18 protein-coding genes are annotated in these 20,158 nt (G+C 71.5%); 12 read left to right on the top strand and 6 right to left on the bottom strand.

Annotated features, from left to right (window positions below):
* Positions 1 to 412 precede the first annotated feature (412 nt).
* The 4 genes from ABIA38_RS10720 to ABIA38_RS10705 all read left to right on the top strand — a co-directional run bounded on the left by ABIA38_RS10720 (position 413) and on the right by ABIA38_RS10705 (position 4,598).
* Positions 413 to 1,786, top strand: a complete 1,374-nt coding sequence (locus ABIA38_RS10720; protein ID WP_424638291.1) for an ABC transporter substrate-binding protein — start codon at positions 413 to 415, stop codon at positions 1,784 to 1,786.
* 181 nt (positions 1,787 to 1,967) lie between these two features.
* Entirely contained in the window at positions 1,968 to 2,834 is an 867-nt protein-coding gene (locus ABIA38_RS10715; RefSeq protein ID WP_424638431.1) for a carbohydrate ABC transporter permease, read from the top strand.
* Positions 2,831 to 3,733 carry a carbohydrate ABC transporter permease gene (locus tag ABIA38_RS10710; RefSeq protein WP_424638290.1) on the top strand — a complete coding sequence of 301 codons (903 nt, stop codon included), beginning with the start codon at positions 2,831 to 2,833 and terminating at the stop codon, positions 3,731 to 3,733. The genes ABIA38_RS10715 and ABIA38_RS10710 overlap by 4 nt, the downstream gene beginning before the upstream one ends.
* A 46-nt stretch (positions 3,734 to 3,779) precedes the next feature.
* Entirely contained in the window at positions 3,780 to 4,598 is an 819-nt protein-coding gene (locus ABIA38_RS10705) for an AraC family transcriptional regulator (RefSeq protein ID WP_424638289.1), read from the top strand.
* Here ABIA38_RS10705 and ABIA38_RS10700 read toward each other — a convergent pair.
* The 3 genes from ABIA38_RS10700 to ABIA38_RS10690 form a co-directional block, all read right to left on the bottom strand.
* Positions 4,589 to 5,827, bottom strand: coding sequence for a hypothetical protein (locus ABIA38_RS10700; protein WP_424638288.1), 1,239 nt, complete (start codon positions 5,825 to 5,827; stop codon positions 4,589 to 4,591). The two genes, ABIA38_RS10705 and ABIA38_RS10700, sit on opposite strands and share 10 nt — an antisense overlap.
* A gap of 418 nt (positions 5,828 to 6,245) precedes the next feature.
* Positions 6,246 to 7,874 (bottom strand): tetratricopeptide repeat protein, encoded by a 1,629-nt coding sequence (locus ABIA38_RS10695; RefSeq protein WP_424638287.1) that lies wholly within the window; start codon positions 7,872 to 7,874, stop codon positions 6,246 to 6,248.
* Positions 7,875 to 8,033: 159 nt separating this feature from the next.
* Entirely contained in the window at positions 8,034 to 8,966 is a 933-nt protein-coding gene (locus ABIA38_RS10690) for a DMT family transporter (RefSeq protein ID WP_424638286.1), read from the bottom strand.
* A gap of 209 nt (positions 8,967 to 9,175) precedes the next feature.
* Between ABIA38_RS10690 and ABIA38_RS10685 the strand changes: the two genes are divergently transcribed.
* On the top strand, positions 9,176 to 9,931 hold the full coding sequence (locus tag ABIA38_RS10685) for a rhomboid-like protein (protein ID WP_424638285.1): 756 nt from the start codon (positions 9,176 to 9,178) through the stop codon (positions 9,929 to 9,931).
* Here ABIA38_RS10685 and ABIA38_RS10680 read toward each other — a convergent pair.
* A complete protein-coding gene (locus ABIA38_RS10680) occupies positions 9,922 to 10,404 on the bottom strand; it encodes a hypothetical protein (RefSeq protein ID WP_424638284.1) in 483 nt (160 codons plus the stop codon). The two genes, ABIA38_RS10685 and ABIA38_RS10680, sit on opposite strands and share 10 nt — an antisense overlap.
* Before the next feature lie 298 nt (positions 10,405 to 10,702).
* On the opposite strand from ABIA38_RS10680, the gene ABIA38_RS10675 reads away from it, so the two are divergent.
* The 3 genes from ABIA38_RS10675 (at position 10,703) to ABIA38_RS10665 (ending at position 14,318) form a co-directional block, all read left to right on the top strand.
* The gene (locus tag ABIA38_RS10675) at positions 10,703 to 10,906 is read left to right on the top strand and encodes a cold-shock protein (RefSeq protein ID WP_020554660.1); all 204 of its coding nucleotides are present in this window, start codon (positions 10,703 to 10,705) and stop codon (positions 10,904 to 10,906) included.
* Positions 10,907 to 11,277: 371 nt separating this feature from the next.
* Positions 11,278 to 12,861 (top strand): DEAD/DEAH box helicase, encoded by a 1,584-nt coding sequence (locus tag ABIA38_RS10670; RefSeq protein WP_424638283.1) that lies wholly within the window; start codon positions 11,278 to 11,280, stop codon positions 12,859 to 12,861.
* A 260-nt stretch (positions 12,862 to 13,121) separates the two neighbouring features.
* Entirely contained in the window at positions 13,122 to 14,318 is a 1,197-nt protein-coding gene (locus ABIA38_RS10665) for an Ig-like domain-containing protein (RefSeq protein WP_424638282.1), read from the top strand.
* Between the two features lie 51 nt (positions 14,319 to 14,369).
* Here ABIA38_RS10665 and ABIA38_RS10660 read toward each other — a convergent pair whose 3' ends face one another.
* Positions 14,370 to 15,245: a hypothetical protein gene (locus tag ABIA38_RS10660; protein ID WP_424638281.1), complete on the bottom strand. Its 876-nt coding sequence runs from the start codon at positions 15,243 to 15,245 to the stop codon at positions 14,370 to 14,372.
* Positions 15,242 to 15,802, bottom strand: coding sequence for an RNA polymerase sigma factor (locus tag ABIA38_RS10655; RefSeq protein ID WP_424638280.1), 561 nt, complete (start codon positions 15,800 to 15,802; stop codon positions 15,242 to 15,244). Before ABIA38_RS10655 ends, ABIA38_RS10660 begins: the two co-directional genes overlap by 4 nt.
* Positions 15,803 to 16,041: 239 nt before the next feature.
* Here ABIA38_RS10655 and ABIA38_RS10650 point away from each other — a divergent pair, with 239 nt between their 5' ends.
* The 4 genes from ABIA38_RS10650 to ABIA38_RS10635 all read left to right on the top strand — a co-directional run bounded on the left by ABIA38_RS10650 (position 16,042) and on the right by ABIA38_RS10635 (position 20,044).
* Positions 16,042 to 17,550: a serine/threonine-protein kinase gene (locus ABIA38_RS10650; protein WP_424638279.1), complete on the top strand. Its 1,509-nt coding sequence runs from the start codon at positions 16,042 to 16,044 to the stop codon at positions 17,548 to 17,550.
* A gap of 155 nt (positions 17,551 to 17,705) precedes the next feature.
* The gene (locus ABIA38_RS10645; protein WP_424638278.1) at positions 17,706 to 18,161 is read left to right on the top strand and encodes a tellurite resistance TerB family protein; all 456 of its coding nucleotides are present in this window, start codon (positions 17,706 to 17,708) and stop codon (positions 18,159 to 18,161) included.
* Between the two features lie 123 nt (positions 18,162 to 18,284).
* Complete coding sequence (locus ABIA38_RS10640) at positions 18,285 to 18,875, top strand: hypothetical protein (protein ID WP_424638277.1); 591 nt, start codon at positions 18,285 to 18,287, stop codon at positions 18,873 to 18,875.
* Positions 18,872 to 20,044, top strand: a complete 1,173-nt coding sequence (locus ABIA38_RS10635; RefSeq protein WP_424638276.1) for a PrsW family intramembrane metalloprotease — start codon at positions 18,872 to 18,874, stop codon at positions 20,042 to 20,044. The genes ABIA38_RS10640 and ABIA38_RS10635 overlap by 4 nt, the downstream gene beginning before the upstream one ends.
* Positions 20,045 to 20,158 lie beyond the last annotated feature (114 nt).

Genomic DNA, 20,158 nt, shown 5'->3' with positions numbered 1-20,158 from the left:
CGAAACGGCCTGCCGTCGAGCGTGAATCCGTCTCGACTCGGGACGAGGCTGGGGGTGGTCAAGACACTCCTCGGGCAGATCCGTGCGGTGGGACCGGATCATCGTGCACGAGGTGCGTGGCCTCGATAAGCACTCTTCTCGACGACAGCGTGGACTTTTCTGCGCCCGTCGGACCACCGTCGAGGGGCTCCGACCAGGGTGGATACTCTCCGGTTCACCGACCTTGCCATTCGGTGACGGTGGACTTGGACTTTTCTCGCGGATCATCTCGACAAAAGTACGAGTGCGGCGGCAACCCGTTGACGCCTTGTCGGGCAGGGCACATGATCGGCGGCCAAGACAGCCTCACCGCCTCCGACCACTCGCCGGGCTCCGTCGAGCCCTGCCCATTTCCCGAAGGGACGGCCACCTCATGTGGGGTAGACCCAGCCCGCGCCCAGGCCGCCGGACGGCCCGCCGCGCAGCCGTCGCGGCCACGATCGCGGCCCTGACCGTGCTCACCGCCTGCGGCTCCGGCTCCGACTCGGATTCCGGTTCCGGTTCCGGCGACAAGACCGACAAGGCGTCCGGGGGGCAGGGCGGCGGTACGGCGCAGCTCGACTTCTGGGGCTGGAATCCCGCCTACGAGAAGGCGGTCACCGCGTTCAACGCCGCGCACCCCGACATCCACGTCAACTACAACAAGGTCGAGCCGGGCTCCAAGGGCGGCTACGCCAAGATGCTCGCCGCGGTGAAGGCGAACAACGCGCCGTGTCTGGCCCAGATGGGCTACGAGACGCTGCCCAGTTTCCTGGTCGAGGGCGCGCTGCAGGACGTGGACAAGGACGCCGCGGCGGTCAAGTCGAAGTACTCGGCCGGCGCCTGGTCGCAGATGAGCGTCGCGGGCAAGACGTACGGGATCCCGGTGGACACCGGCCCGGTCGCGATGTTCTACCGCACCGACGTGTTCGCCAAGAACGGTCTGACGCCGCCCAAGACGTGGGACGAGTTCGCGCAGCAGGCGGACCGGGTGCACACGGCCGACCCGTCGGTGGCCTACTCGGCGTTCGGCGGCAACGACCCGTGGTGGTACGCGGGGATGGCCTGGCAGAACGGCGGCAGCTGGTTCAAGCCCGAGGGCGACACCTGGAAGGTGTCGATGACCGAGCCGGGCACCCGGAAGGTCACCGAGTACTGGCAACAACTCCTCGACAAGAAGGTGGTCTCCGCCGACCCGACCTTCACGCCCGACTGGTACAAGCGCTTCGGCGACGGCAGCGTGGCCAGCTATGTCGGCCCGGTGTGGTTCACCGCGCTGCTGGAGGAGAACGCCAAGGACGCCGCCGGCAAGTGGGCGGTCGCGCCGATGCCGCAGTGGGACGCGAGCGGGAAGAGCACCGGCAATATCGGCGGCTCCGGCACGGCCGTGCTCAAGGGCTGCAAGAACACCAAGGCCGCGGTCACCTTCGCGGACTGGATGAGCAGCGACCCCGCGAGCCTGAGCACGCTGGTCAAGGACGCGGGCATCTACCCGGCGGCCACCGCCGGGGCGAGCCTGGACGCGATGCAGCAGCCGTCCGCCTACTTCGGCAACACGAAGATCTACGACGTCTTCAAGGAATCCGCCGCCCAGGCGCCGACCGGTTGGCAGTGGGGTCCCACGATGACCCAGGTCTCCGCCGACCTGACCGACCGGGTCGGCAAGGCCGGCGCCGGCAACGGGAAGCTCGCCGACGCGCTGACCGGCGTCCAGGGCACCACGATCAAGGCCATCCAGGACAAGGGCCTGAAGGCCGCCGCGGGCTGACCCGCCGTCACCACCCTTGACGCCGCAGGCAGTCCGTACCCGTGTCCCGCCGTCCGCGCGCCACCCTGCGCCGGGCGGCGGGCACCCCGCCGTTCGGCCCCACCCACCCGTTCCATCCACCGGGAGCCCGCCCTTGAGCGCACCGATCCCGCGGCGCAAGCGCCGGCGGTCCGCACCCCTGATCTTCCTCGCGCCGTTCGGCGTGCTGTTCGCCGCGATGTACGCCGTCCCCGTCGGCTACGCGATCGTCGAGAGCCTGCACAAGATGCAGCGCTCCGGCCTGGGCCTGACCCCGCCCAAGCGGGTCTACGCGGGGTTCGAGAACTACACCAAGGCGCTACACGACGACGCGCTGTGGCACGGCGTGGGCCGGGTGTTGTTGTTCGGCGTGGTCCAGGTGCCGGTGATGCTCGGCCTGGCGCTGCTGCTCGCGCTGCTCCTGGACGCCAAGTCGGCCCGCCTCAAGGGCTTCTTCCGGACTGCCTACTTCCTGCCCTACGCGATCCCCGGCGTGGTGGCCACCATCCTGTGGGCGTTCCTGTACATGCCGCGCTCCAGCCCGGTGGTGAGCATGCTCGACGCGGTCGGGCTGCCGTCGGACTTCCTCGGCGAGGACGCGGTGCTCTGGTCGATCGCGAACGTGGTCACCTGGACCTGGACCGGCTACAACATGCTGGTCATCTACTCCGCGCTGCAGGCCATCCCGCAGGAGCTGTACGAGGCGGCCGAGTTGGACGGTTGTGGGCCGTGGCGCACCGCGTGGCGGATCAAGGTGCCGCTGGTCGCCCCGGCGATCGCGCTGACCACGGTGTTCTCGGTGATCGGGACGCTTCAGCTCTACACCGAGCCGCGCGTGTTGCGACCGCTGACCTCGTCGCTCGACGCCGACTACACGCCGATCATGTCGGCGTACCACAAGGCCGTCGAGAACAACGACTACGGCCAGGGCGCGGCGGTCTCGGTGCTGCTCGCGCTCGGCACCTGCGTGTTGTCCTTCGCGGTGCTCAAGCTCTCCGCCCGGCTCACGAACGGCAGGTCCTCGCTGTGACGACGACGCTGACCCAGGCTCGCGAACAGGCCGCGCCGGTCGCCCCGAAGGCGGGCAAGGGGCGGACCACGCCGGTGCGTTCGCAGGTGCTGACCACATCTTTCCTGTTCCTGGTCGCGACCTACTTCCTGATGCCGGTGTGGTGGTTGCTGGTCTCCTCGACCAAGTCGTCCAGCGACCTGTTCGCGAGCAACGGGTTCTGGTTCGCCGACTGGAACCTGGGCGCCAACCTGCGGCAGTTGTTCAGCGAGGACGGCGGCATCTTCCTGCGCTGGGTGCTCAATTCGGTGCTGTACGCGGTCGGCGGCGGCGTGGTGGCCACCTTCCTGGCCGCGCTGGCCGGCTACGCGCTGGCCAAGTACCGGTTCCGGGGGCGCGGCGCGATCTTCTCGGTGATCCTGGGCGCGGTGCTGATCCCGACCCCGATGCTCGCGCTGCCGATCTACCTGATGTTGTCCAAGGTGCACCTGGTCGACACGGTGTGGGCGGTGCTGCTGCCGGCGGCGGTCAGCCCGTTCGGGGTGTTCCTGGCCAAGACCTACGCCGAGGCGTCGGTGCCGGACGAACTGCTCGAGGCGGCCCGGCTCGACGGCGCGAGCGAGTTCCGGATCTTCTACACCATCGGGCTGCGGATCATGTCGCCCGCGTTGGTGACCATCTTTTTGTTCCAACTGGTCGCCGTCTGGAACAACTTCTTCCTGCCGCTGATCACCCTCAACAACCAACACCTGTGGCCGGTCACCCTCGGCCTGAACGCCTGGAACAGCGACCCCAACCAGCCGCACGCCAACCTGGTCGTGGTCGGCGCACTGGTGTCGGTGATCCCGCTGGTCGCCGCGTTCTGGTCGCTCCAGCGGTTCTGGCGCACCGACCTGGTCGCGGGTGGGGTGAAGGCGTGAGGAACCCCTTCGCGGCCGGCGCCGGCGGCCGTACGATCGGCGCACCATGATCTTCGCCCGCTACCTGACACCCGCCAAGGAGCACCAGCGGCTCGGCCTGGTGTGCCTGGGCGTGGGCTGGCAGCAGGTGACCGCAATGCAGTTCGAGGGGCGTGTGCTCGGCTGCTACCAACTCACCCTGATCACCGGCGGATCGGGCTGGTTCCGGTTCGGCAATCGGCACGCGCCGCGGATCCCGGTGCAGGCGCCCGCGGCGTTTTTGCTCTTCCCCGGCGAGTACCACGCGTACAGCCCGGATCCGACCGGGTGGCGCGAGCACTGGGTGCTGTTCGAGGGGCCGACGGCGGCGGCCTACGAGGACCTGGGCTTCCTGGACCGGGCCGAGCCGGTGATGTCGCTCGGCGGGGTCCGGCCGCTGCGCCAGGGCTTCGACCGGCTGCTCACCGCGGTGGAGCCGGGCGCGCCGAACCGCGAGGTGGTCACCTCGGCGATCGTCCACCAACTGATCATCGACCTCAAGACGATCCGGGTCGACGAGGACGGCTCACGGGTGGTGCGCTACTTCGACGAACACGCCACCGAGCCGCTCACCGTCGGCGAGCACGCCCGGCGGCTCGGGTTGGACGAGGCGGGGCTGCGCAGCGAGATGCAGCGGGCCACCGGGACCACACCCAAGGAATACATCGTGCGCACCCGGTTGTCCCGGGCCAAACGACTGCTGCTGTCCACCGACCAGTCGATCCACGAGGTGGCGCGCAACGTCGGCTATGACGATCCGGCCTACTTCGCCCGGCTGTTCTCCCGGCGGGTGCAGCAGTCCCCGTCCGAGTTCCGGCGGACCGGGCAGACCTCCGGTCAGGCCTGAGGCGGGTCGACCCCGGCCGGGGCCGGGGTGCCGGCCGCGGCGATCACCTCCAGGAGCGCCACCACCGCGACGACTACGACGATGATCAGCAGTACGGAGGACACGGTCGGGTGGTTCCACCAGGCCAGCCAGACGCCGCCGAGGACGCCGACCATGCTGAACACCAGTCCCCGATGCGCGGCCACGAAGCGGCCCGGCGTACCGGTGCCCAGGCCGGTCCGGGCGAGCAGGGTGCCGGCCGTGTCCGGGCCGACGGCGAGGCCGCGGCGAATCGCCAGGGCCGGTCGGGCGGGGCCGGCCAGGAAGGCTCCGATCGCGACGGCCACGGCCGCGATGCCGAGCGTGCGGGTGGTCTCCCGGAGGAAGCGGACCAGCGCGTCGTAGACGGCCGCCGCCGCGTTTCGGGGGACGTCGGGCGGCAGGTCGTCCAGGTAGATCCGGCGGGTGACATAGAGGCCGATGCCGAGGACGAGCAGGGCGATCGCGGTGCCGACGCCGGCCCACATGATCACCCGCCGGCGGCGCGGAGCGACGAGCACGCCCACCACGAACAGCACGACGACCAGGATCGGCAGCCAGGTGCCGGCGGTGTCCAGGTGCCGGAACACGGCCTGCCCCTTGCGCAGCCCGTCGCCGTGCAGCAGCACGAACCGCTCGTTGGTGCTCGGGATGTTCGCGGCGATCGAGAAGCCCTGGTCGACCAGGCTGCGCCGGACCTGATCGACCACCGGACCGAGATCGAGGACGACCTCACCCTTGGTCGAGGTCAGCGCGCCGTCGGTCCTGCCCGCCAACGCGCGCAGCGCGGAGGCGTGTGAGAGGCGGAGCGCGTCGCGCCACAGGACCGGGAACGCGTCGCTGGCCACGAACACCTTCGCGGCGTCGTCGGCGACCCCGGTGAGCAGGTTCGAGATCGAGCCGGAGACCGGTCCCGAGCCGTTGTTCGGCCCGAGGCCGAGGGCCTGGCGCAGTGCGTCGGTCAGCCCTGGTACGTCCACCGCCTGGACGGTGGCGGTGGCCACGCGCGCGGCCACCGCGTCCTGTACCGCCGCGTTCGAGGACAGCGGCGCGAGTGTCGCGACGAAACGATCCGTATCGCCCATCTCGTCGTCCGCCCATGCGGCGGTCACCGCCGCGGGGGTCAACAGGCAGGCGAGCACGACCAGTACAACGGCCAGGGCGAGCCGCAACCGGCGCCTGGGCGGGACCTGCTCGGCGGACTGGGACATCGGTGCTTTCCTCCTGCGTGTGGCGTGGCCGTATGTCCCGTGCCAGTTCCATCAAATGCGGACATCTACTCGGATCGGGCCAAAGCTGCGAGAGGTGATGGGCCGTTAGGGGCGCGAGGGCGCGATTCGCGGGCTCGCGGGCTCGCCGGCCGGTGGGTTGTCGAACTCGCGGGCTTCCGGGGTGTCACTCGGATGCTCGGACCTCCGGACGCTCGGGCGAGATCGTCGCCGCATGGCGGGCCGCGGCCGAGCGCGCGCGGACCGAGGGTGCCTCGGCGCGATGTCGGCCGCGTGACGAGTCGAGTCGATGTCGTGGCGCCGCGCGATCCGCCGCGCCGGCCACCGCACCGGGACCCGATCGGGGGGCCGGGCGTGGCGACTTCGGTGTGGTCGGGCGGGCCGTGCCGCGGCGTTCGGCCTACGAGCGCAGCCACATCGCTTCGTGGCCTCGGCCGAGGGTGTCGAGCAGGCGGGCGAGTCGGGCCGCCGCCGCCGGGTGGCCCTCGGCCAGGGCGCGGCGGTACATCTCCTCCGCCTCGCGGGTGCGACCGCGCTGCTCCAGGAGGCCGGCGAAGCCGATCGAGGCGTCCGGGTGGCCCTCGGTGAAGGCCCGGCGATAGAGCTTCTCGGCCTCCTTCACCCGGCCGCGCGCGCCCAGCAGTCCGGCCAGATTGAGCGTCGCGTCGGGGTGGCCCTGTGTGTAGGCGTGCCGGAACAGCGGCTCGGCCTCGTCGAATCGGCCGATGCCGGCGAGCAGCAGGCCGAGGTTGTTGGGCGCGTCGTCGTGGCCCCGGGCCGCCGCGTGCCGGAACAGCGGTTCGGCCTCCGCCGGGCGGCCGAGCCGAACCAGCAGTCGGCCGAGGCTGTTGGCGGCGTCGGGGTGGCCCTGGGCGAGCGCGCGGCGGTAGAGGTCCTCGGCCTCGGCGGCCCGCTCGTGCGCGGCGAGCAGGTCGGCGAGGTCGTGCGCGGCCTCGGGGTGGTTGCGGGTGAGCGCGTCGCGGTAGAGCTGCTCGGCCTCGGCCGCCCGGCCGGTGTCGGCGAGGTGGTAGGCGAGTTGCACGGCGGCTTCGGGATCGCCGGCCGCGACCGCGCGGCGCAGGGCGGGCTCGTCGTCGGCGTCCGTGGCGGCCGGGAACGGCGGCGGGACGGGGAACGGCCCCGGGGCGAAGTTCGGCGGGGGCGGTGGTACCGGCGGTGGGGCCATCAGGGGCGGTGCGGGCGGGGCCGGGCGGGCTGCCGGGACGGGCGGCGGCTCGGTCAGTCGGCGGGCCACCTCGGCCGCGTCCGCCGGGCGCTGCGCGGGGTCCTTGGCGAGCAGGTCCAGAACCAGTCGACTCAGGCCAGGCGGGAGGTCCGAGCGGCGTCGATCGAGCGGCTCCGGGGCCTGTTCGAGCTGGGCGCGGACCGTGGCCGCCGGGTCTCCCGTACCGAACGGGGGTGTCCCGGTGAGCAGTTCGTGGAGCACACCGCCCAGTGCGTACAGGTCCGCGCGGGCGTCGGCGGGCTGCCCGCGCAGTCGCTCGGGGGCGGTGTAGGCGAGCGTGCCGAGCAACCGGGTGCCGGTCGAGCCGACCGCGGCGAGGTGGCGGGCCAGGCCGACGTCGAGGACACGTACCCGGCCGTCGGCGGCGAGGAACAGGTCGGCGGGCTTGAGGTCGCCGTGCACCCGGCCGGCCCGATGCAGCCGGCCGAGCGCGGCGCAGACCTCGACCGCCCAGCGCACCACGTCGGCCGGCTCCGGCATCCCGGCGCGCAACACCGTGCGCAGGTCGCGGCCGGTGAGCAACTCGGTGACCAGGAAGGGCGTGCCGTCCACGTCCCGCCCGACGTCGAGGATCGGCACCAGGCCGGGATGGTCGAGCCCGGCGGCGGCCCGCACTTCGGCCAGGAACAGCTCCGCGGCCGAGTCGTCCGGCGGCCCGTGCAGCACCTTGACCGCCACATCCCGCCCCTCGGCCGGATCCCGAGCGGCCCACACCCGCCCGAGCCCACCGCGCCCGAGCTGCTCGACGAGCTCATACCGCCCCGCCAACACCCGCCCCACCATCGCCACTCCATCCCCTTGACCCCGACCACCAGCGCCCGCGATCCTGCCGCATCCGACGCCGGAGGCGGCACCGCCGACGCGACCGGCGGTGGGTGCTTCGCCGGGATGCCGCGACGCCGGCCACACACCGCGCGTCGCGCCCCGCACCGCCACAACCCTTCAGGCCCGTCCGGGCGGAGCCGTCGTGGTCCGGTGGCGGGCGCCGCCTCGGGAGACGGCGACGCCGGTCAGGCACAGGGCGCCGCCGAGGAAGGTCAGGGGGCCGGGGACCTCGCTCAGGAACAGCCAGGCCAGGAGGACCACGACGGCGGGGACCGCGTACGTGGTGCTGCCCATCTTTCCGGCGGTGGTGCGGGCCAGGGCGTAGGCCCACGTGGTGAAGCCCAGGGCGGTCGGGACGACGCCGAGATAGATCACCTCGAGCGTGGCGGACGGCGGCGCCTCGGCGGTCTCGGTGACCAGCCGGCCGACGAACGGCAGACAGCAGACCGCGCCGACGAAGCAGCCGTACGCGGTGACCTGGAGCGCCGAGGCGTGCCGCAGCGCGGGCTTCTGCCCGACCACGCCGCCCGCGTAGGACAGCGCGGCCAACACACACAGCCCCACCCCGAGCAGCGGTGCCCCACCGCCGTCGGACATGGACAGGCCCACCACCACCGCACCCGCGAAGGAGACCCCGATACCCGCGAGCAGGCGGGACCCGAAGCCCTCCTCGAGCAACCACCCGCCGAGCAGCGCGATCACGATCGGCCCGATGTTGACGACCATCGCGGCCGTCCCCGCGTCCAGCTTGCGCTCGCCCCAGTTGAGCACCGCCATGTACAGCCCGAACCACAACACCCCGGAGACCACGATCCCGGGCCACGCGGCGCGCGGCGGGACACCCTCGCGGCGGATCACCAGGATCACCGCGAGCACGAGCGACCCCGCGAGCATCCGGCCGAGCGCCAGTGCCCCGGGCGAGAAGTGCGCGCCGGCACTGCGGATCGACACGAACGCGGATGCCCACAGCAACACCGTTACACCGGCCGCCGCGACGGCCCGCCGATCGACTGCGGGTGTCGGGTGCGGGTGAAGACGTACGTCCGACATGTGAGGGACCCCTTCGCGCTGCCGGCCTTCGGGCGTCTCGCCGGCGGCGGACGCGTCTTCCGGGCCGAACGTTAGGGCCCGCTCGTTTCGGCGCCCACCGAATCGTCGCCCGAGCCGATTCGGGGGCCGGCCCACGGGAGACCCGGTTCGTGATGCAGCATGGTGCTTTCGCGCCCGCGTCCCCGCGCCGGCCCAAGGAGAAGCACACCGTGAGTCGGATCCCCACGAGCCCGTTGCGGAGCCTGGTCGGCTACCCGCGACGCAGCCCGGCGACCTTCGCCGTACTGATCCTGCTCGGGATCAATGGGATCGTGGTCGGGTGGTTGATGTCCGCCACCGCGTCGGACCGGCTCCTGGACGAGATCAGTACCAACCTCGACAACCTGGACCACCATCCGCTGCGCGCGCTCGCGGGCAGCCTGCTGGTGGCGGACGTGCACGGCACGCTGACGGGCAATGTGCTGACCATCGGGTTCGGGCTCGGGGTGTGCATGGCGTTCCTGGAGCACCGGATCGGCACGCTGCGCGCGGTCGGCGTGACGATCCTGGGACACGTGGGTGCGACGCTCGTCACAGCTGTGGTGCTGATCGTGGCGATCCATGCCGGGACCTATCCCGAGGACACCCGGCACACGCTCGACTACGGGGTGAGCTACGCCTCGATGGCGGCCATAGCGGCGGTCACCACGCTGCTGCCCGGACGGATGCGGCCGTGGTGGGCGCTTGCCTGCCTGGCCTACCCGTTCTCGTCCGCGCAGTGGTACGGCGAACTGCCGGACTTCACCACGATCGGCCACGTCTCGGCGGCGCTGATCGGGCTCGGGTCCGGCTTCCTGTTCACCGGACGATTCGCCCCCGTCCCCGTCCCCGCCCCGGTCCCGGCGCCGGGCCCGTTCGCGGCAGCGGAGGTCGCCGGGAACGGGCCCGCCGAGCCGTCGGGCGGCAGTCGCAGCGGTCAGCGCTGAACCGGCGGCACCCGCCACTCGATCTGTACCCGCTCCTCCAGCGGCAGTTCGTCCGGGCCGAGCGCGACGTGGTCGATGACGTAGCGGAAGAGCAGTACGACGGCGTCCGACTCCATCTCCGCCAACGTCTCCCGGCCGGCCCCGAGGACATCCAGCAGGAGTACCGGGTCGGACTCCAACTCCTCGATCTCCTCGGCCAGTTCGGCGTCGATGTCGTCGGCGGCGGCGAGCGCGGCGAGGGACCGGGCGAGGAAGGCCGGTTCGGTCTCCAGGCGGCGCAGCACCCGCTCGGTGACGAACGCGTCGAGCACCTCGGCGTCGATGTCGATGCCGCCGCCGGCACAGCCGCAGCCGTCGCCGCAACCACCGACCGCGCTGATGTCCTCCAGGCTGAGGGGGGTTCCGGTGGGGGAGAGGGGGCTCGGCTGGGCCGAGTCGTCGGACGCGGGGAGGCCGGAGGCGGAGGAGGACACGCGAACCCTTCGGGGAACTGGGGAGGGACGGAGGAGCGTCCATGGTCGCATCCGAGGACGCAGCGGATGCCCGAGGTCCGGGGCCGGCACAAGATCCAAGGTTTCCCGCCGGCCCGGTCCGTCGGCGTGCTAACGTTAATTGCTGCTGTGGTTCCCATGGAATTTTCTGTGCGCCTGCTGGTTGTAGCCAACAGGTGCACTTTTGTTTTTCCGGTGTCCAACTCCGGGCGGGGTAATCAGCAACGCTTCGGGTTTCGCAGGGTGCGAGATCCCGGTACTGCCCCGAAGGGGAAGATACGTGGCTACTGGCACCGTGAAGTGGTTCAACGGCGAAAAGGGCTTCGGCTTCATCGAGCAGGACGGTGGCGGCCCCGACGTCTTCGCCCACTACTCGAACATCAACGCTCAGGGCTTCCGTGAGCTTCAGGAAGGCCAGAAGGTCTCCTTCGACGTCACGCAGGGCCAGAAGGGCCCGCAGGCGGAGAACATCAACATCGTCTGACCTTGACTCATGGGCGTGGCCTCGGCCGCGCAGCGAGGGCCCGCGCCGCAAGGTGCGGGCCCTTCCCGTGGCCGCCGGTTCGACCGAACCGCGCGAGCACGGTGCACCACCCAGGCGGATGCCCGGCATCCGCCGCTCAGGACCCTGCCCGACGCGACCTCGTCGCGCGGCCTCGCACGGTCCGGCACATCGGCCGCCGCTCTTCGGCAGGCGCCCGACCGTTGCGCAGTATCTCGACGCGAGTGACCCGAGTCACCACGTCGTGTCTCTTTTCAGTTAGTTCAGCTAGTCCGGCTCGTTCTTGCGACTCCTTGTGCGGCTTCCCGCCGCGGAGACGTCCTCGATACGCGCCGCATCGAGGAAGGTTCTCCATGAATCGCACCCCCCGTTCCAACGACCGATACAGCCGCAGCGGCGCCGGTGGCAGCTCCGGCCGCAGTGGCGGCGGCTACGGCGGCGGCTCCGGCCGCGGTCGCGGCGGCGCCCCGTCCGGCAACCGGCGCAAGCCGATGACCGCGGCGCCCGTCGCCGAGTTCGCGCTGCCGGTCAGCACCACCCCGTCGCTGCCCGCGGTCGGCTCGTTCGCCGAGCTGGACATGCCCAAGCCGCTGCTCTCGGCGCTGACCCGACAGGGCGTCACCGAGCCGTTCCCGATCCAGGCGGCCACCCTGCCCAACGCGCTGGTCGGCCGGGACGTACTCGGTCGCGGGCGTACCGGCTCGGGCAAGACGCTCGCCTTCGGCCTCGCGCTGCTGGCCCGGATCGCCGGTCGGCGAGCCGAGAGCAAGCAGCCGCTCGCCCTGGTCCTGGTGCCCACCCGCGAGCTGGCCCAGCAGGTCACCGACGCGCTGATGCCCTACGCCAACTCGGTCCAGCTGCGGATGACCACGGTCGTCGGCGGCATGTCGATCGGCCGCCAGGCCAGCTCGCTGCGCAACGGCGCAGAGGTCGTGGTGGCCACCCCGGGCCGACTCAAGGACCTGATCGACCGCGGCGACGCGCGTCTGGACGCGGTCGGCATCACCGTGCTCGACGAGGCCGACCAGATGGCCGACATGGGCTTCATGCCGCAGGTCACCGCGCTGCTCGACCAGGTGCAGCCGGACGGCCAGCGGATGTTGTTCTCGGCCACCCTGGACCGCAACGTCGACCGGCTGGTCAAGCGCTTCCTCTCCGACCCGGTCGTGCACTCCGTGGACCCGTCGCAGGGCGCGGTCACCACGATGGAGCACCACGTGCTGCACGTGAGCGAGGCCGACAAGCACACCGCGGCCACCCACATCGCGGCGCGCGAGGGCCGGGTGATCATGTTCATGGACACCAAGCACGCGGTGGACCGGCTCACCCGCCAGATGTTGCAGAGCGGCGTCCGTGCCGCGGCGCTGCACGGCGGCAAGTCGCAGCCGCAGCGCACCCGTACGCTCGAGCAGTTCAAGAGCGGGCACGTCACCGCGCTGATCGCGACCAACGTCGCGGCCCGCGGGATCCACGTGGACGGTCTGGACCTGGTGGTCAACATCGACCCGCCGACCGACCACAAGGACTACCTGCACCGCGGCGGCCGGACCGCGCGCGCCGGCGAGTCGGGCAGCGTCGTGACGCTGGTCACTCCGAACCAGCGCCGCGAGATGGCCCGGCTGATGATGATCGCCGGTATCGAGCCAGAGACCATCCAGGTCCGCTCGGGCGACGAGGAACTCACGCGCGTCACCGGCGCGCAGGTGCCCTCGGGCATCCCCGTGGTGATCTCCTCGCCCGTCTCCGAGGCGCCCCGGCGCGGCGGCTCCTCCGGGGGTCGTGGTCGCGGTCGGCGTCCCGGCCAGGGCGGCGGCAGTGGCACCGGGCGGCGTCCGTCCGGCGTGGCCGGCGGCAACTCCGCAGGCTCCGGCCGGACCGGTGCCGGCTCCACCGGCGGCGGCTCCGGCGCCCCGCGCCGGCGTACCGCAGCCGCGTAGTCGCGACCGCGGGCAGTTGCCGCACCGTTGCGCCGACGCAGTGTGAACTCCGAAGCCGCGTCCGGGAATTCCTCCCGGGCGCGGCTTCGCGTCGTCCCGAGGCGAGCGGTTGCACGGAAGCGGTGTCGACACCGTCACATCGCGCCAGGGAACGGGGAATTGATCCGCATTGTTACTGTTGAACGATTCCCGTTCGCCCAAGTTCGTGAGGTCCGCACGTGCGAAAGCCCCTGATATCCGGCTCCCGCAAGGGAATTCGCGTGATCGCGCTGCCGCTCGCCGCGGCGGCCGTCCTGCTCGCGGGATGCGGTTCGGGAGGGGCCGACAAGGCGGCGAAAACGGATGCGGCGCAGGCGAAACCGGGCACCGGCGGGAATGAGGCGAAGGACACACCGATACGGGTCACGGTGGATCCGGCGGACGGCACCCAGGGGGTCGCACCCGGCAAGCCGATCACGGTGACCGCCGACTCCGGGACGCTGGCCTCGGTCCGGATCGTGGACGCGCAGAACCGGGCGATCGAGGGCACGACGGGACCGGACGGCCGGACCTGGACGTCGACCACACGTACCGTGCCGAGCGCCGCGTACACCGTGACCGCCACCACGCGCGACAAGAAGGGCGTGGAGACCCCGGTCACCAGCAAGTTCGGCACCCTCAAGGCCGACACCGTGAACAAGGTCACACTGCGCCCGGCCAACGGCGGCACGTTCGGCGTCGGCCAGCCGGTGTCGGTGATGTTCGACTACGCGGTCAAGGACAAGGCCGAGGTCGAGCGCAACCTCAAGGTCACCACCACCCCCAACGTCGAGGGCTCGTGGGGCTGGACCAAGGACCAGTCCGGCAAGGACCGGGTCGACTGGCGCCCGCGCGAGTTCTGGCCCAGCGGTACGAAGATCACCCTCAACGCGGACCTGGGCGGCGTGGCCAGCGGCCCGGGCACCTACTTCACGCGCGACTACGAGAGCACCTTCACGGTCGGCACCAACCGGGTCGTACAGGTCGACATCCCCAAGCACCGGCTGACCGTGCTCGAGGACGGCGTGGCGGTCAAGACGATCAAGATGTCCGCCGGCTCGAACGAGTTCCCCACGCGCGGCGGCACGCACGTGATCCTGAACAAGAACGCCAAGGAAACCCTCGACTCGACCACGGTCGGCCTCGGCGACAGCTACAACCTCCCGGACGTCCCGTGGGTGGTGCACTTCACCTCCTCCGGCACCTTCTTCCACTCCGCCGCGTGGAACACCGACAACATCGGCGTGACCAACACCAGCCACGGCTGCGTCGGGATGACCGTCCCGGACGCCGAGTGGTTCTTCAACCGGGTCCAGGTCGGCGACCCGGTCGTGGTCAAGGGCTCGTCCAACACCGAAACCACCGAACCGGGCAACGGATTCGGCAACTGGCAGCTGACCTACGACCAGTGGAAGGCCAAGAGCGCCCTGGCGGGCTGAGGCTCACGGTCGGTTGACGGGCCCGGCCGGATCGGCCGGGCCCGTATTGCGCTACTTCCCGGTTGTCGGCCCGGCATCGGGTACCTGGCCGGTCTTCGGCGTCCGCGGTGCCCCGGTGATCCCAGGCAACGGCTCGCCGTCGGGGTGAACCGCCTTGTCCATCAGCACCGGGCCGACCTCGGCCGGGAGCGGATAGTCCGGGTCGCCCGCGACCATCTCCGTCGCGATCCAGCCCAGCGCGCTGCCTCGATTGGTGGTCAGCAGCGTGCCCTTCTTGCCACCGCTCGACCAGGACCACACGTCGGTACCGGGCACGTTGCTCGGTACCCGGGTCAGGCACGAGGAGGAGGTGGCCTGCCAGGCGGTGTAGGTCCGCAGTACCTCGTCCCGGGCATCCTGCGGGGAGCGGTTCGAGGCGTATGCGTCGCCCACGTAGGTCTTGACGTGGCTGCCGGCCGGTGTGCTCACCTGCCCGTAGCTACCGGCGAGGCCCCCACGCAGCGAGATGGACGCACATGGACCGAACAAGTTCGCCATGGTCTCGGGTGACGTGCCCGGCATCCCCAGATTGTCTCGGATCGACCAGTCCACGCCTGCCACCACTGGCAGATACGAATGGTCCATCAGGCCGATCCACCCGCCACCGGCAGGCGGCGTCACCGGGTTGGCGGGTGTTGTGGCCGGCCCGCCGGCCGCCGGTCCCACCCGGTCGTGGCGCGCCGTCTCGCCCGGCTGGGCCGCCCAGGCCGCTCCCGCGACCACACACGCGGTCAGCGCGCCGGCCCCGACGATCCGGACCCGATTGCGCCTGCGGGTACCCCGGGAGCGGACCCGCTCCGGCGCGGCCAGGGTCGCCGCCGCCTCGGCGCCGCCGGCCAGGTCGCGCAGCCGGTCGATCAGTACCTCGTCGTGCTTGTGGTCGTTCATGCCCTCGCCGTCTCCTTCTTCGTCCGCTTCGCCGTCTTCGGCTGTTCCACCCGGGCCGGCTCGCTCAGGTGGTGCTGCAATTCCTCGCGCGCGCGGGTCAGTCGGGTGCGCAACGCGCCCTCGCTGATCCCCAGTTCGGCAGCGGCCTCGGCCCCGGTGAGGTCGCACAGGTGGAACAGCACGATCGCCTCGCGCCGCCCGGACGACAGCTTGCGCAGCGCCGCGACCAGCGCGACATGGTCGGCGGAGGTCGCCGGCGCGGGGGTGGCCTCGCCGTGTCGGAAGTGCGCGCGCATCCGGTTGCGCGCCCGCCGCCAGTTGCCGACGGCGATCCGCCGCGCGACTACCCGGACCCACCCGGTGGGATCCCCGGCCGCAGTGAGCGTCGCCCAGCGGGTCCAGGCGCGGGAGTACGCCTCCTGGACGGCGTCCTCGGCGTCCGCGAGGTTGCCGGTCAGCGCGTAGATCACCCCGGTCATCCGCTGTGAGGTGGCCAGATAGAAGGCGTCGAACTCGGCTCTTCGTTCGGCATCCGTTTCGCGGTTCGTGCTCGACATCGCCCTCGGGTGCCTCCGTTCTCGTCGCGTCCGGTGTTCGTCGGTCGGCATATGCACGCTCGGGCGAGGACGGGTGTTACGGGGGAGGCGGGATATTTCTCGACGGCCACGTGGTGGTTCGAGGCAGCCGGCGGAGGCCTCGCGGCCCCGGACCGCGACGGCCGATTTCCGGTGATCGTATTCTTCGGGGACGGGAATTTCGGGCGGGTGTCTCGACCCGACGGGGGTGTGGAGTGCGGGTGCAGGCGACGGAGGATCCGGTCGAGATCGGTGGCTATCGGCTGCTGCGGCAACTCGGTTCGGGTGGGATGGGGCGGGTGTACCTCGGGCGCGGTGCGCGCGGGAGGCTGGTCGCGGTCAAGGTGGTGCGGCCCGAGTTGGCCGACGACCCGGAGTTTCGGGTGCGCTTCCGGCGCGAGGTCGAGGCCGGCCGGCGGGTGCGCGGGCCGTGGACGGCGGCGGTCCTGGACGCCGACGCGGAGGCACCGCGGCCGTGGCTGGTCACCCGGTTCGTGGCCGGACCGTCGCTGCACGACGCGGTGCGTACGCACGGCCCGCTGCCCGAGGAGGCGGTTCGCGCGTTGGGCGCCGGGCTCGCGGCGGCGCTGGTGGCGATACACGACGCCGGGCTGGTACATCGCGACCTGAAGCCCTCCAACGTACTGCTCGGCCTGGACGGCCCCCGGGTGATCGACTTCGGCATCGCCCGAGCCGCCGACGCCACCGCGCTGACCACGACGGGTGTGTCGATCGGCTCGCCTGCGTTCATGTCGCCGGAGCAGGCCAACGGTCTGGAGGTCGGGCCCGCCGGGGACGTGTTCTCGCTCGGCTCGGTCCTGGTTCACGCGGCCACCGGGGTCGGGCCGTTCGGCGAGGGCAACGATCAGGCGCACATGTACCGGGTGATCGGCCATGAGCCGGATCTGTCCCGGGTGCCGTATTCGATGCACCTGGTGATCGAGGCATGCCTGCAGAAGGATCCGCACGCGCGGCCGACCGCCGGGCAGATCGTGACCGCGCTGGCGCCCGAGGGCAATCCGCGCACGCTGTTCGTGCCGGGCTGGCTGCCGAGCAGTGTGGTGGAGACGACGGCTCGGCGGGCGGTGGACCTGCTGGAACTCGACCTGGAGCCGGCCGAGACCGAGGACGCCGCGCCGACCCGGGTCGTCGGTGTGGAGCTCACCCGGGTGGCGGGGATGGAGGAGACCAGGCTCGCGGCGGGGCCGGAGCCGGAGCCGGCCGACGGCGGGGCGCAACGGGCCAAGGGGCGGCGCGGGTTGTGGTGGAAGTACCCGCTGATCCTGCTGCTCGGCGCGGCGGTCGCGGCGGGCACCTTGTACGCGACCGTGGGGCTCGGGAAGCAGGAGAAGAAGGACAAGCCGGCTGCGAAGACCCCGGCGGAGCTTCCGGTGGAGTTCGCGCACAAGTGGGAGGGGCAGTTCCCGGAGACCATGGATCCCGGTGTGCCCGCGAAGATCGCGATCACGCTGAACAAGGGCCGGACCGGCGACTTGGTGGGGCGGGTCACCTACCTGAACCGCTACAACGGGGTGATGTGCGAGGCGCCGATGAGTCTGAAGGAGTTCACCAGGACCAGGATCGTGCTGGGCGGCGGCGTTCGACCGGACAGCGCCGGCTTCTGCACCAGGAACGACGCGGTCCTGTCGATCGTGGCCGACGGCACGCTCGAGTTCGCCTCGACCGACACCTTGAACCGCAACTACGCCGCGACGCTGCGCGGGGCGTGAGTGCGGACCGCTGCCTGCGAGGGGAGGAGAGGTGAGGGGAGGAGGCAGTAGCAGAATTGATTCTGCACCCACGGCGTGGGGAGATTTCTACGAGTATGTAGATTGAGGACTCGATACCTACATACCTACACGTTCGAGAAGCAGGGGGGATCCTGATGGCTCTGTGGGACAAGTTCAAGCAGTCGGCCCAGACGATGCAGGGGCAGCTGGAGGCGAAGAAGAACGAGTTGAAGAGCGGCGGGTTCCGGGACGCGAGCATGGCGATGTGTGCCCTGGTCGCCGCGGCCGACGGCTCGATCGACCCGGCCGAGCGGGCCCGGGTCACCGCGTTGATCACCACGAACGACGTGCTGCGCAACTTTGCCGCGAGCGACCTCGAACAGCGCTTCGAGGCCTACCTGGCCAAGCTCACCGCCGACTTCGAGCTGGGCAAGGTGTCCGTGCTCCAGGACATCGCCAAGGTCAAGAAGAAGCCGACCGAGGCGCGCGCGGTGATCCAGATAGGCATCGTCATCGGCGGCGCCGACGGCAACTTCGACAAGACCGAGCAGGCCGTGGTCCGCGACGCGTGCTTCGCGCTCGACCTGGTGCCGGTGGAATTCGGGCTGTAGCACCGGTTCGAGCAGGACGGCTCAACCGCCCGCGCGGTGCGGCCAACCCTTTCGAGGGACCGATTCCGCCCGACGGCCGATGTTCGTCGGGCGGGATTCCGGGGTTCGGCGGACCTTGGAGACATGACCGACGCCCGCATCCTCCCCGGGCCGCGGCGGGCTCGTTGGTGGGGTCCGCTCGCGGTCGTCGCCGTGCTGGTGCTGCTGGTTGGCGGGTGGTCGCTGATCGACTCGGCGATCGCCGGCGACAAGGGGATCCGGGCGGGCACGGTGTTTCGGGTCGGGCCGGACGACCGGCATTACGCGTGGTTCCGGGTCGGCCCCGGGTGGACGTTGGACCAGGCCGCGACCACCCCCTCGCAGGTGTTCGTACTGCGGCACGGCGACGTGGACCTGTCGGTCGCGTACCTCTCGCTGCCACGTACCGAGGACGCGGACGCGCTGTGGACCGGGCTGCGCGACACCGTCCGCGTGGCCGACCGGCATGCCCGACTGGGCGCCGCCGGGCCGACGATCGCCGCCGCAGGGGCTCGGGGCCTGGTCGGCACGCTGACCCAGAGCGGCGACATCGGGCGCGCGGTGATCTATCCGGGCCCCGGGAACACCTTCGCGATCCGGCTGATCGCGCTCGCGCCGCCCGCCACCGCCGCCGCGCAGTGGCCGCCGGTGCAGGACGTATTGCGTTCGCTGACGTTCACCGAGGAGGCCGCATGACCGCTGTCGTGGTCCGCCCGCCGGATGAGCGCCTCGCGCCGATCGCCATGGTGGTGGCACTGCTCGCGTGCCTGTTCGGACTCGGCGTCACCGTGTACGAATACCGGGACGCGGTACGGGTGTTCCCGGCCGCCGCGGCGCTCGCCGGCTTTCTGCTGCTGCTCACCCTGGGCGTCGGCTACCTGCTGCCGCGGCGGATCCGGCCGGTGGTCGCGCCCCCGCACGGGGCCTCGATCGCCTGCGTGGGCTGGGGGATGACCGCCGCGACCGGCTGCGCGATCCTGGCCAACAGCGGCCTGGGCGGGATCTGGGCGAAGACCCGTGGGGTCGACTTCGCCGACGCGTGGGGCGCGGCGTCGACCGCGCCGGTCAACGAGGAGACGCTGAAGTTGTGCGGCGTGCTGCTGCTCGTGCTGATCGCCGCCGGGGTGATCCGCGCGCCGATCGACGGCTGGGTCTTCGGCGCGTTGGTCGGCCTGGGCTTCCAGGTGATGGAGAACCTGCTGTACGCGCTGAACACCATCCTGCTGGACGGGGCCACCGATCCGGGCGCATCGGTGGACGCCTCGTTCGTGGCCCGGGTGGGGATCACCGGGTGGGGTTCGCACTGGGCGATGAGCGCGGTCGCGGGCACCGGGATCGGCTACCTGGTAGCGCGCGACGGCCGTTCGCTCGGACGGCGGGTGCCGACCGCGCTCGGCTGCTGGTTGCTCGCGATGGCGATGCATTGGTTCTTCAACGCGCCGGTGCCCTCGGGCTGGCGCGGGACGCTCGCCAAGGTCGCGGCCAACCTGGTGATCGCGCTGCTGGTCTACCGGTCCGCCCGGCGACACTACCTGGCCCGATTCCGCGAGGTGGCCGCCGAGGAGGCGGCGACGGGCGCGATCCGGCCGGTGGAGGCCGAGTTGTTGCCGCGCCGGCTGCGGCGTCGGCAGGTACGCAACGGCCCACATCCGCGCCCGACCCGGGTGTTGATCGGCGAGATCGAGAATGCCCAACTCGCGCTGGTGGCCGGGCGGATCCCACGCGCGGACCCGGCCGAACCGGCCCGATCCGAGCGGCTGCGCGGCGAGATCGCCGCCCTGCGGGGGCACCTGCGGGCGCGACCGGCGGCTGCGTCGCAGGGGTGGCCGATGTCGGGGCCGCCCGCTTCAGGGCCGCCCGCGTGAACCGGTGGGTGGGTCGGATCCGCCGGGCTGCGATGGGCGAGTCGGATCCGCCGGGCTCCGGCAGCCGGTTCGGCGGGCCGGAAGCTCGCCGGGTCGGATTCGAGGAGTTGCGGT

The sequence above is a fragment of the Embleya sp. AB8 genome, assembly GCF_049739465.1.
Classification (GTDB): domain Bacteria; phylum Actinomycetota; class Actinomycetes; order Streptomycetales; family Streptomycetaceae; genus Embleya.
The sequence above is the reverse complement of the archived record's forward strand: the minus strand, read 5'-3'. Positions and strand labels throughout refer to the sequence as shown.